Annotated in this window: 14 protein-coding genes and 1 riboswitch; of the genes, 5 read left to right on the top strand and 9 right to left on the bottom strand. The window is 68.1% G+C overall.

The window, feature by feature from the left end; genetic code table 11:
• Positions 1 to 4 precede the first annotated feature (4 nt).
• From AMB_RS01420 to AMB_RS01395, 6 genes are all read right to left on the bottom strand, one after another.
• On the bottom strand, positions 5 to 268 hold the full coding sequence (locus tag AMB_RS01420; RefSeq protein WP_011382727.1) for a hypothetical protein: 264 nt from the start codon (positions 266 to 268) through the stop codon (positions 5 to 7).
• A 107-nt stretch (positions 269 to 375) separates the two neighbouring features.
• Entirely contained in the window at positions 376 to 807 is a 432-nt protein-coding gene (locus AMB_RS01415; RefSeq protein ID WP_043743119.1) for a rhodanese-like domain-containing protein, read from the bottom strand.
• 25 nt (positions 808 to 832) lie between these two features.
• On the bottom strand, positions 833 to 1627 hold the full coding sequence (locus AMB_RS01410; RefSeq protein WP_011382725.1) for an energy-coupling factor ABC transporter ATP-binding protein: 795 nt from the start codon (positions 1625 to 1627) through the stop codon (positions 833 to 835).
• Positions 1624 to 2358, bottom strand: coding sequence for a cobalt ECF transporter T component CbiQ (cbiQ, locus tag AMB_RS01405; RefSeq protein WP_011382724.1), 735 nt, complete (start codon positions 2356 to 2358; stop codon positions 1624 to 1626). Before cbiQ ends, AMB_RS01410 begins: the two co-directional genes overlap by 4 nt.
• A complete protein-coding gene (locus tag AMB_RS01400; RefSeq protein WP_011382723.1) occupies positions 2355 to 2627 on the bottom strand; it encodes an energy-coupling factor ABC transporter substrate-binding protein in 273 nt (90 codons plus the stop codon). The genes cbiQ and AMB_RS01400 overlap by 4 nt, the downstream gene beginning before the upstream one ends.
• Positions 2624 to 3274 carry an energy-coupling factor ABC transporter permease gene (locus AMB_RS01395; protein ID WP_011382722.1) on the bottom strand — a complete coding sequence of 217 codons (651 nt, stop codon included), beginning with the start codon at positions 3272 to 3274 and terminating at the stop codon, positions 2624 to 2626. Before AMB_RS01395 ends, AMB_RS01400 begins: the two co-directional genes overlap by 4 nt.
• Positions 3275 to 3363: 89 nt before the next feature.
• Positions 3364 to 3589, bottom strand: a riboswitch (cobalamin riboswitch).
• A gap of 161 nt (positions 3590 to 3750) precedes the next feature.
• Here AMB_RS01395 and AMB_RS01390 point away from each other — a divergent pair.
• From AMB_RS01390 to AMB_RS01380, 3 genes are all read left to right on the top strand, one after another.
• Positions 3751 to 4446: a response regulator transcription factor gene (locus tag AMB_RS01390; RefSeq protein ID WP_043743117.1), complete on the top strand. Its 696-nt coding sequence runs from the start codon at positions 3751 to 3753 to the stop codon at positions 4444 to 4446.
• A complete protein-coding gene (locus AMB_RS01385) occupies positions 4436 to 6049 on the top strand; it encodes a stimulus-sensing domain-containing protein (RefSeq protein WP_011382720.1) in 1614 nt (537 codons plus the stop codon). The genes AMB_RS01390 and AMB_RS01385 overlap by 11 nt, the downstream gene beginning before the upstream one ends.
• Positions 6050 to 6117: 68 nt before the next feature.
• On the top strand, positions 6118 to 6468 hold the full coding sequence (locus AMB_RS01380; protein ID WP_043743114.1) for a hypothetical protein: 351 nt from the start codon (positions 6118 to 6120) through the stop codon (positions 6466 to 6468).
• A gap of 50 nt (positions 6469 to 6518) precedes the next feature.
• Here AMB_RS01380 and AMB_RS01375 read toward each other — a convergent pair whose 3' ends face one another.
• Entirely contained in the window at positions 6519 to 8105 is a 1587-nt protein-coding gene (locus AMB_RS01375; RefSeq protein WP_043743111.1) for a peptide chain release factor 3, read from the bottom strand.
• A gap of 183 nt (positions 8106 to 8288) precedes the next feature.
• On the opposite strand from AMB_RS01375, the gene AMB_RS01370 reads away from it, so the two are divergent.
• Positions 8289 to 8477, top strand: coding sequence for a hypothetical protein (locus AMB_RS01370; protein ID WP_011382717.1), 189 nt, complete (start codon positions 8289 to 8291; stop codon positions 8475 to 8477).
• Here AMB_RS01370 and AMB_RS01365 read toward each other — a convergent pair.
• Complete coding sequence (locus AMB_RS01365) at positions 8452 to 10050, bottom strand: SagB/ThcOx family dehydrogenase (protein ID WP_011382716.1); 1599 nt, start codon at positions 10048 to 10050, stop codon at positions 8452 to 8454. The genes AMB_RS01370 and AMB_RS01365 overlap by 26 nt on opposite strands.
• Positions 10051 to 10152: 102 nt before the next feature.
• On the opposite strand from AMB_RS01365, the gene AMB_RS01360 reads away from it, so the two are divergent.
• Entirely contained in the window at positions 10153 to 10518 is a 366-nt protein-coding gene (locus tag AMB_RS01360) for a hypothetical protein (RefSeq protein ID WP_011382715.1), read from the top strand.
• A gap of 10 nt (positions 10519 to 10528) precedes the next feature.
• Here AMB_RS01360 and AMB_RS01355 read toward each other — a convergent pair whose 3' ends face one another.
• A complete protein-coding gene (locus tag AMB_RS01355; RefSeq protein ID WP_148207246.1) occupies positions 10529 to 11461 on the bottom strand; it encodes a diacylglycerol/lipid kinase family protein in 933 nt (310 codons plus the stop codon).
• Positions 11462 to 11575: the final 114 nt, after the last annotated feature.

Raw genomic sequence — 11575 nt, 5'->3', positions numbered from 1 at the left:
CCGGTTACTTCCAGCCGGCTTCCTTTTCGCAAGCCTTCATCTCGGCGGGATGGGTCTTTTCCCACTGGGTGATGGTCTTGGTCTCGTTGTCGTCCATCTTATTGTTCATGCAGGTGCAATACTTGCTGACGATGTCGACGGAAACCTTGGCATCGGAATTGTCGCTGATGCACTTGGCCACCCACTTGGCATCATCGGCGCCGGCGAAAGCCGCGCCGCTCACCAGAAGGGATACCGCCAGACAGGTCGCACCGATCGTAAACTTCATGGTTTTCTCCCTCGCCGGGCCCCCAGATCCGACCAGCCGGCCGGGCAGCCATGGCTTACGTTAGACCAAGACCAATCTTTCGGCGAGTCGAGTTTGTGCCGATTTCCTCAGCAGACCGGGCAGCGGGTCATGGGCAGCTCGCGCTTGACCCAGCCCGGCCCGGCGCCCGAACCCGCCATTCCCTCCGAAACATCGAGAACATGGGTAAAGCCGGCATCGGACAGCGCCCGCGCCGTGGCGCCGGAACGGTTGCCGGTGCGGCAGATCAGGGCGACGGGCGCGTTGCGGTCACCCTTGGTGGCGGCCAGCAGGTCGCGCACGAAGCCGGCCCCCCCCTCGGGATGGCGCATGGGAATCAGCCGGGCGCCGTCGGGCACTCCGGTCTGCTTCCATTCCTCGGGCTGGCGGATGTCGACCAGCACCACCTCGCCCTTCTTCAGGGCCGCTAGCGCCTCGGGAGCCGAGATGGACTTGACCTCGGCGGCCAGGGCGGGACAGGCCAGGGACAGCAGAAGGGCGGCGGTGGTCAGGATGCGCATGGGAACCTCACTTGTTGAGGTATCGCTAATACACCTTCCGCCCCACCGCCAGCAAGGCCAGGGCTTCGTCACGGGTGCGCACGCCGAGTTCCAGCAGCAGCGGCATCTCCAGCCCGCAGGCCGCCAGGCACTCCCGGTCGGATAGAACCTCGGCCGCCTCGCCCTGGGCGATCACCCGGCCATCCCGGAACAGCGCCACCCGATCGGCGAAGCCATGGGCCAGGTCCACCTCGTGGGTGGTGAACACCAGGGTGGTCCCCGCCCGGGCCAGGGCGTCCAGCGCCGCCAGCAGCCGCTTGCCGCCCTGATGGTCGAGACCGGCCAGGGGCTCGTCCAGCAACAGCACCTCGGGCTCCATGGCCAGGGCGCCGGCGATGGCCACGCGCTTCTTCTGGCCGAAAGACAGCATATGGGTGGCCCGCCCGGCCAGATCCGAGATGCCCAGCGCGTCCAGCGCCGCCTCCACCCGGCGGCGGGTCTCCGCCTCGGACAGGCCGAGATTGAGCGGACCGAACGAGACGTCCTCGGCCACCGTGGCGGCGAACAACTGGTCGTCGGGCTCTTGCAGCACCAGACCAACCCGGCGACGCCAGCCGGTCAGCGCCGCGCGGGAATAGCCCATGATCTCGCCGCCCAGCCGCACCGTGCCGGCCGAGGGCTTCAGGGTGCCGTTGAGGTGCAGCAGCAGCGTGGTCTTGCCCGCCCCGTTGGGGCCCAGCACCGCCAGACGCCGCCCCCGCTCCACCCCCAGATCAAGGCCGGACAGGGCGGCGACGCCACCGGGATAGCGATAGGTGAGGCCCGCGGCCTCGAGGATCACGCCAGCCACAGGCTTACCCCCGCCAGCAGCGCCTCGCCCCCCAGGATCACCGCCACCACCGGCACCGAGGCCGGATTGGCGGTGGAGATCATGGGCAACGAGCCGTCGAACCCCCTGGCCGCCAGTCCCACCTCCAGCCGCCGTGCCCGCTCCATGGCGCGTGGCAGCAACTGGGCGATCAGCAGGCCCAGGGAGCGCACTTGCCGCCGGGGCCCGAACCAGCCGAGCCGGGCCTCCTGGGCGGTGCGGATGGCGGTGGCCTGATCCTGCAGCAGGAACAGGAAGTGCCAGGTCAGCAACATGATCTCGGCGATCTCGGGCGGCAGGCCCAGACGGCGCAGGCCGCGCACCAGATCGGGCGCCGGAGTGGTGGCCGCCAGCAGCAGCAGGGCCGACACCGCCGCCGAGGCGCGCAGCACCACTTCGGCGGCGCGGCGACCCTGGTCGGCGGCCAGATGCAGCCCCTGGGCATCCCAATCCACCGCCAGGGTGGCGGCGCCGGTCAGCACGAAGCCCAGCGGCACGAGATTGAGACGCAGCCAATCGCCCGGGGGGAGCCTTGCCCCGCCCAGGGCCAGTCCCCAGGCGGCGCCCAACACCAACGCTCCGCCCGGCCAGGGCGGCAGCACCAGGGCCAGGGCCAGCAGGCCGAGGGCGAGTACCGCCTTTTCCGACGGCGCCCGCTGTCGCCACCGACCGGCCTGGGACAGGCGGTCAATGGTCAGGCTCATTTGCCGGAACGACCGTGCCGCCGCCCGATGACGTAGCCCAGCAGACCGGCCCCGAAGGCGGCCTGCGCCGCGAACAGCAGTCCCTCTATTTCCTTGGAAGGCTGCCACAACGGCCCGGTCCACTTCTCGTAGGCGGGATGGGACGAGGTCACCACCTCGCTGGCGGCATCGTCGGTGCCGCCGAACTGGCCGGCAGGGTTGAGGACCAGCGGCGCGGCGATGATCAGCGCCGCCACGCCCAGCAGCATGGAATTGGTGCGCGCGCTCATGCCTTGGCTCCTTCCACGGGGGTCATGCGGCTCTGCAGCGCGTTCATCACCACCACGGTGACCAGCCCCTCGGCCACGGCCAGGGGCAGTTGGGTGATGGCGAAGATGCCGGCGAACTTGGCGAAGGCCCCGCCAAAGCCGCTCTGGGCATCAGGGAAGGCCAGGGCCAGCTGGAACGAGGTCACCACATAGGTGGCCAGATCGCCCAGGAAGGCCGACAGGAAAATCGTCACGGCGGCGGGCGCGCCCAGCCGGCCGGCAAGGCGCCACACGCCATAGGCCACCCACGGCCCGGCGATGGCCATGGAGAACACGTTGGCCCCCAGGGTCGACAACCCGCCATGGGCCAGCAACAGCCCCTGGAACAGCAGCACGATGGTGCCGATCACCGCCATGATGCCGGGACCGAACTGCATGGCGCCCAGCGCCGTGCCGGTGGGATGCGAGCACGAGCCGGTGACGCTGGGCAGCTTCAGGGCGGACAGCACGAAGGTGAAGCCGGCGGATGCCGCGATATTGAGACGCGCCTCGGGCCGTTCGGCCACGATCCGCTTGAGCGAGCGCGCCCCCAGCGCCACGAAGGGCGCGGCGACGCAGGTCCAGGCCAGGGCATGCCCGGCGGGAAGAAAACCTTCCATGATATGCATGATAAACGGACTCCGTTCGTCGAGAGACTAAGCCAGTCGCCGCGAAACGGAAAACAGACCCGACGGCACACCCCGGCCGGACGGGCTCGCAAGCGACTCTCGATGATGGCAGGTCTCCTGACTCGCGGGTCGTTGGGTCCGGCATAGCCTTCCCAGCCCTTTTCGGGCCAGTGGCATCTCTCAGGGCCGGAACCTCTCCGCCTACAGTTGCGGGGGCAGTCGCGGAATCGGCCCCCTTTTCGGGTGCCTCACCGCGTTCCCATTTTCACCCCGCGCCGTCGCCGGTCGCGGGGAACCATCGCCGGGCACTATAATTTCGCCATGATCGGGATGCAAACCATTCCCGGGGCTTGTCTTCAGATGTCATCCCGAGGAGCATAGCGACGAGGGATCTCCTCCTGCTCCGGCCCGTCCGAGCAAACGGAGATCCCTTGCATCCGCTCGGGATGACAGGTCAATTGCAAAGGGGTTCAGCCGTGTCCCATACCATCGCCCTGGTCGATGACGACCGCAACATCCTGACCTCGGTCTCGATGGCGCTGGAGGCCGAGGGCTTCAAGGTCCGCACCTACACCGACGGGGCCGAGGCCCTGCGCGGCCTGACCAGCCAGCCGGCCGACCTGGCCGTGCTCGACATCAAGATGCCGCGCATGGACGGCATGGAGCTGCTGCAGCGCCTGCGCAAGCAATCGGCCATCCCGGTGATCTTCCTCACCTCCAAGGATGACGAGATCGACGAGTTGCTGGGCCTGCGCATGGGTGCCGACGACTACATCAAGAAACCTTTCTCGCAGAAGCTGCTGATCGAGCGCATCCGCACCCTGATCCGCCGCCTGGAAGCCAATGCCGAAGGCGCCGAGCAGGGAGGCGAGACCCTGGTGCGCGGCCTGCTGGTGCTCGACCCCGGCCGCCATATCTGCACCTGGAAGGGCAAGCCCGTCGACCTTACCGTCACCGAGTTCCTGCTGCTGAAGTCGCTGGCCATGCGTCCCGGCCACGTCAAGAACCGCGACCAGTTGATCGATGCGGCCTATGGCGAGTCCATCTATGTGGACGACCGCACCATCGACAGCCACATCAAGCGGCTGCGCAAGAAGTTCCGCGAGGTGGACGACGACTTCGCCCAGATCGAAACCCTGTACGGCGTCGGTTATCGCTATCGTGACGAGTGAGGCCACCGCCCCCCGGCGGCGCCTGCCCCGCTGGCGCCTGCTCGCCTCGCCGCTGACCCGGCGCATCCTGGCGGTCAACCTGCTGGCGCCCATCGTGCTGGTGGTGGGCGTGATGTATCTCGACCGCTACAAGCAGGGGCTGATCCGCGCCGAGCTGGACGGGCTGGGCACCCAGGCCGAGATGGTGGCCGGCGCCATCGGCGAGGGTGCGGTGTTCGAAGAGGAAATGGGCTTCTTCGAAATCAATCCCGCCATGGCGCAGCAGATGGTGCGTCGCCTGTCCGAGCCCGCCAAGTTCCGCGCCCGCCTGTTCGGGGCGGTGGGCGAACTGGCCGCCGATTCCCGCGTGGTGGGCGGCGCCAAAGGCTCCATCTATATCGAGGAACTGCCCCCGCCCACTCCCCGCCATTGGACCGACCGTCTGGCGCGGCAGTGGGACCGCTGGGCGCGCTGGATGCCCCGGGACGAGTCCCTGCCGCTTTACCGCGACATCGCCAATGCGCGGGCCGACGATTTCGAGGAAGCCATGAGCGCCATGGCCGGGCGCGCCGCCTGGGCGGTGCGCACCCGCAAGAACGGCACCCTGATGCTGTCGGTGGCGGTGCCGGTCCAGCGTTACAAGCAGGTAGTGGGCGCGTTGCTGATCACCGCCGACGGCACCAATATCGCCCGCTCGCTGTTCCAGGTGCGCATCGCCATCTTGCAGGCCTTCGCCGTTTCGCTGGCCCTGACCATCGGCGTGTCGCTCTACATGGCCGGCACCATCGCCCGCCCCATCCGCCGTCTGGCCCTGGCCGCCGAGCGGGTGCGCCATGGCCAAGGGCGGGTTCACGCCATCCCCGACCTGTCCCACCGCAAGGACGAGATCGGCGAGTTATCGGTGGCCTTGAAGGAGATGACCGAGGCCCTGTGGCGGCGCATGGATGCCATCGAGGCCTTCGCCGCCGACGTGGCCCACGAGATCAAGAATCCGCTGACCTCGTTGCGCTCGGCGGTGGAGACGGCGGCCCGCATCGAAGACCCGGACAAGCGCGCCCGGCTGATGTCCATCGTCCTGGACGACGTGGGGCGCCTGGACCGCCTGATCAGCGACATCTCGGACGCGTCGCACATCGACGCCGAGATGAGCCGTGCCGAGACCGGGCCGGTGGCCCTGGCCGCCATGCTCGACACCCTGGCCGAGATCTATCGCGGCACCTGCGAGGATCGGGGGCTGCGCTTCGAGGTGGAGCGGCCCGAGGGCGACGCCCTGACGGTTCAGGGCATCGAGTCCCGTCTGGTGCAGGTGCTGCGCAACCTGATCGCCAATGCTGCCTCGTTCAGCCCGGACGGCGGACTGATCCGCCTTGCCGCCCACCGCGACGGCGGACGCATCGCCCTGGTGGTCGAGGACCAGGGGCCGGGCATTCCGGCCAACAAGCTGGACGCCATCTTCGAGCGCTTTTATTCCGAGCGGCCCGAGGGCGAGAAGTTCGGCACCCATTCCGGCCTGGGCCTGTCCATCTCGCGCCAGATCGTCGAGGCCCATGGCGGCGCCATCCGCGCCGAGAACCGCGATGAGGGCGGGGCACGCTTCACCGTGGACATTCCCGCCGCCCCGTGACGTCCATTTTTTCGCCGCAAAGCCATGGCTTGATGGCGTCACGTCCACCCTTCGGAGTGCCACCTGAAATGAACAAGCCCCTGTTTGCCCTGCTGGCCGCGATCCCCCTGCTGACCAGCCTGCCGGCCGCCGCCCAGCAGGGCGAGATGCGCCGGGACCACCAGGAAATGCGCCGCGACAACCGCGAGATCGGCCAGGACCGGCGGGAAGAGGTCCAGGACCGCAACCAGTTGCGCAAGGACAGGAAGGACGGCGACAAGGACGCCGTGGCCAAGGATCGCGCCGAATTGCGCAAGGACCGCAAGGAACTGAAGGACGACCGCAAGGAGCGGCAGCACGATCGCCGGGAGATGCGCGAGGATCGCCGCGAGCACGACAAGGACCGGCGCGAGCATCGCGAGGAGCGTCGCGAGCGCTGAGCCACCCGATCAGGGCATGATGCGGCAGGACCGCATCATGCCCTCGCGGCTCAATGCTGCTCGCGCGTGGCGGTAAAGCGGATCTTCTCGAAATCCTGCTGGGCGCGGTTGAGCTGCCAGGAATTGCGCGCCAGATAGACCATGCCGCCGTCACGGTCCTCGGCCATGTTGGACTTGTTGCCGTCCATGAAGCGCTTCATCTCGGCCTCGGTGTCGGCCGCCACCCAGCGGGCGGTGACGAAGCCGCCATCCTCGAACCCGGCCTTGATGTTGTATTCGGATTCGATGCGGGTGGTCAGCACGTCGAACTGCAGCGGACCGACCACGCCGACGATCCAGGTGGAGCCGTCCAGGGGCTTGAACACCTGGGAGACGCCCTCCTCGGCCAGATCCTCCAAAGCCTTCTTCAACTGCTTGGCCTTCATGGGATCATCGAGGCGCACCCGGCGCAGCACTTCCGGCGCGAAGGTGGGAATGCCGAGGAAGTTCATGTCCTCGGACTCGCTCAGCGTGTCGCCGATGCGCAGCTGGCCGTGGTTGGGAATGCCCATGATGTCGCCGGGGAAGGCTTCTTCCGCCAGTTCCCGGTCGCGGGCCAGGAAGAACACCGGGTTGACCAGGGCCATCACCTTGCCCGAGCGCACGTGCTTGACCTTCATGCCGCGCTTGAAGCGGCCCGAACAGATGCGGAAGAAGGCGATACGGTCGCGGTGGTTGGGGTCCATGTTGGCCTGGACCTTGAACACGAAGCCGCTGACCTTGGCCTCGTCGGGCTCCACCACCCGCTTGTCGGTGGGCCGCGCCACCGGCGGCGGCGCCAGCTGGCCGATACCCTTCAGCAGTTCCGCCACGCCGAAGGTCTTCAAGGCCGAACCGAAGAACACCGGGGTCAGGTGACCGGCGCGGAAAGACTCCAGGTCGAATTCGGGATAGCCGCCGCGCACCAGTTCCACTTCTTCGCGCAGGCGGTCGGCGGCGGCCTTGCCCAGCACCTCGTCCAGCTTGGGGCTGTCCAGCGAGGCATCGACGCTGATCTCGGCGATATGGTCGCCGCGGCCGGGGTCGAACATGATCACCCGGTCGTTGACCAGGTCGTAGACGCCCTTCAAGTCACGGCCCATGCCGATGGGCCAGGTGACGGGACAGACGTCCAGCGCCAGGGTCTTTTCCACCTCGTGCAGCAGGTCGAAGGTCTCGCGGCCCTCGCGGTCGACCTTGTTGACGAAGGTGATGATGGGCACGTCGCGCAGGCGGCAGACCTCGAACAGCTTCAGGGTCTGGGTCTCGATGCCCTTGGCGGCGTCCAGCACCATGACGGCCGAGTCCACGGCGGTCAGGGTGCGGTAGGTGTCCTCGGAAAAGTCCTCGTGGCCGGGGGTGTCCAGCAGGTTGAAGGACAGGCCCGAATATTCGAAGCTCATCACCGAGGCCGACACCGAAATGCCGCGCTCCTTCTCGATGGCCATCCAGTCCGAGCGGGTGCGGCGCTGCTCGCCCCTGGCGCGCACGGCGCCGGCCATCTGAATGGCGCCGCCGAACATCAGCAGCTTCTCCGTCAGCGTGGTCTTGCCGGCGTCGGGGTGGGAGATGATGGCGAAGGTGCGCCGCAGCGCGATAGCGTCGGAGAGAGTGCTCATAGGGCTGGGTTTTCGCCCTAAGCGGTGCAAGAATCAAGAGGATTAGCTCCGGAGCGTAGCGACTATGCGCGTTGAGCGCGCCGCAGCGTTGCCGAAAGCGAAGCGAAGGCATAAGCGAGGAAAGCCAAGCGTCCGGAACGGACGCGCCCGGCGTCTGAGGGGCAAACAAGGGAGTGTTCCGCAATGCGCATCGACCTTGATCCCGTTCTGGCGTCGCGCCTGTATACCGCCGCCCGCCAGTTGGGCCGGGACCCGGCGGAATGCGCGCGAAGCGCCATCCTGGCCTTCGTCACCGATTGTGAGGAGGCCGCCCGCATGCGCGCCCAGTTGGGCGGCGGCGACTGGGTCAGGGTGGAGAACCAGCCGGATTGAGGTGCCCATAAGCCGGCCGCGTGGCGATGCGGGCGTCCTCCACCGCGCCGCCGATGGTGAAGTGATAGAGCGACTGCCAGGCTTGGCTTCCGGGGGCCAAGCCCAGCAGATCATGGACCTCGTCGTCGTGATAGCAGCCGATGCCGGTACCCGACAGGCCGGCGGCGGTGGCTTCGAGATAGAGAACCTGACCGATCATCCCGGCTTCCCAGAACAGGCGGCGATAGGCCCAGGCCCCGTCCTCGGCCAAGGTGCGGTCGAAATCGGCCAGCATGCCCAGCGAAAAGGCGCCCCGCCCGGCGATATTCTGGGTGCACGACAGTTCGGTGGCTGTCCAGGTGACGTCACCCTCGGCCAAAGCATAGAGCGGCAGGTCAGGCATCGCCCTTGTCCAGGCGAAACGGGGCTGGCAATCGGCCCGCAACCGCTCCAGGGCGGCCGGGTCGCGGACCAGCAGGAAAAGACCGGGGGCCAGGCCGTCCACCCGATGGACGAACAGCAGCAGGGAGAGCCGCGCCGCCCACGGCCAGGACCGCCACGGCACCCGCCCGTGGTCGGGCAGGGTGGCGGCGAGGACCCGCCGGAAAGCTTCCAGCCCCATGCCGGTCGCCCCGTCCATGGCCTGGGCGCTGCGCCGCCGCCGGATGACGGCCCCGGCGGGCTCGGCACTGCCGGGCAGCGGCGGCATGGACAGGGACGGCGGCCGGGGGGCGGGTTCGGTGGCCGGTTTCTCCGACAGGGCCAGCGCCCGGCCGATCGCCTCCCACACCTCGTGGTCGGGGCTAAGGACATTGGCCTGGCCCGCCCAGACTCCGCCGACCGGCCTCAGGGGAGGCTCGGGCAGGGGCTCGGGCGACACCAGGGCGATCAGGTCGGGATGCTCGGGCTCGAAGCGATGACAGGATTCCGGACGGTCAAGGCCCAGCAGGGCGGCCAGTTCCTCGTCCCCCGGCGCGGTCAGGACCCGCAGATGCCAGCCCAGGCAGGCGGCGGCGTAGGACGCGGCGGCCAGGGCGTGGCCGACATCGTGCTGGCAGTAGCGGAAGGCGCGCTCGCCGTACTTCCACGATTCCCGCCAGGGAATGGAGGACAAGGCCAGCAGGAAGGCGCCCTCCGCCAGATCGGCGGGAAGCGCATCCAGGCGACATCGCTCTTCCAGGGCATGATGGAACGGGGCGTAGTGATAAAGGCCCGGCGCCACGCCGATGCCGTCCACCGGCGGCAGGACCAGCCAGCCTTCGGTGGGGTGAAGGTTGCCGCTGCTGGGATTGTTGCGCAGCGCCCAACGAACGTCTTCCACCTCCTTCCAGGCCGACAGCCCCAGCGCCAGTTCCAGGAACAGCCCCAGCCCGTCGGAATCCAGCGGCGAGGGCCGCCGCGCCTCCAATCCGCCGAGGGGTGGAGTTTCGGCCCCAGGACGCAGAGGAAGGGCAACCCGCCGGGCACCCGCGAAGGTCCGGAAGGGATCGGGCTGGGTCTCCCAATCCAGGAAGCCCGGCCCAGGCGCGTAACGCCGGTTCGCATGCTTGGTGCGGACATGGTACCCGGCGATCCCGTCCAAAACCTCGTTCATACCTGATCTTTCCCCGTCGCCCCGTCTTTCTTCGTTGCGGCGCCCACCATATATTGGAAGAAGAACACTCCGTATCACCCCCGAACACCGAAGATGCCGAGCATGACGCCCCCTCCCCCCACCGACCTCGCCGGCGAACGGCTGGTCCGCAAGACTCCGGACTGCATCTTGCCGCTGGACCAGGGCGACCAGGATTACATCCGCGCGGGACTGGAAGCGGTGCAGGAGGCGTTCGGCATCGCCGCCCTGCCCGACGTGCCCCTCGGTCTGATGCCGGGACGGACGTTGATGCGGTTGCTGGTGGACCTGCGGGCCAGGCTGCGGCCGCGCAGCCCCGAGCAAACCAGCGCCTGGGGGCGGCTGGCCGGAGCCATCCTGATTCTCGACATGGCCGGTGAATTCGCCAGCCAGCATTCCCAGGCAGAAGAGCGCCGCCGCGCCATGGAGCACGACGACCTGGAAGATTAAGGCCTGAACCTCAGGGACAGATCAGGTCCACCGTCTCGTCGGCGATGGATATCTCGGCCGGCAGGCGGGCGACGATGTCGCCGTCGCCCTGGACCGGGGCGCCGCGCGGTCCAGTGATCAGGATGTTGCGGGCCGACACCACCTGCACCTCGGGCAGGGCCGGCAGTTTGCCCAGCGGCAGGGCGATGCCGTAGCGCAGCATTCCCGCCACGCCGGTATTGGGCAGGATGCACAATTCCAGCATGGGCGTCGCCAGATCGGCATCGGGGGCGGCGATGAAGGGACCGCCGTAGAAGCGCCCCTTGCAAGCCACCACCATGCGGGCCTCGTACTCCACGCCATCGGCACGGACGGTCAGCTTGGGAAAATCATAGCCCACCGCCTGACGCAGGCTTTCCACCACATAGGCCAGCTTGCCGGCGCGGCGCTTGAGCGCGGTGCTCACCCCCGCCACCACATGGGCGTCGAGGCCGGCGCCCGCCATCAGCAAAAAACGCCGCCGGTTGGCCAAGCCCACATGGATGCGCCGGGCGGGGCCGAAGGTGACCGTGCGGGCCACCGAGTCCACGTCGTCGGGATCGAGACCGATCTCGCAGGCCAGCACATTGGCGGTACCCAGCGGAATCACGCCCAGGGCCAGACCGCCTTGCCCCGCCCCCAAGCCGTTGAGAACCTCGTTGACCGTGCCATCGCCGCCCGCCGCGATCACCGCGTCGAAATCGTCGGCGCTGGCCAGAGCGGCAAAGTCCTCGGCATCGCCACGCCGTCCGGTCTCGCGGCAGGTCACCGTCGCTCCCAAGGCCTGGGCGGCGGCCACCACAGATTCCAGGTGGCGGCGACGGCGACGGCCGGCGGTGGGGTTGTGAATCACCAGGATTCGCCGCGGCGCCATGGCGGCCAACGGCTCGGTGGAGGTCAGGCAGGCGGCGTGATCGACTGTCATGGGGGCTGTGTATAGCCTGAAGCACCAGAGAGTATGGTGAATTATTTATGACCGATAAGCTTCACTTCAATGAAATATCACGTTATTCACGATAATGAGCATGAATGCCGAAGC

Origin of the sequence: Paramagnetospirillum magneticum AMB-1 (assembly GCF_000009985.1) — a bacterium.
Taxonomy (GTDB): domain Bacteria; phylum Pseudomonadota; class Alphaproteobacteria; order Rhodospirillales; family Magnetospirillaceae; genus Phaeospirillum; species Phaeospirillum magneticum.
This window is presented reverse-complemented; position numbering and strand designations above follow the sequence as displayed.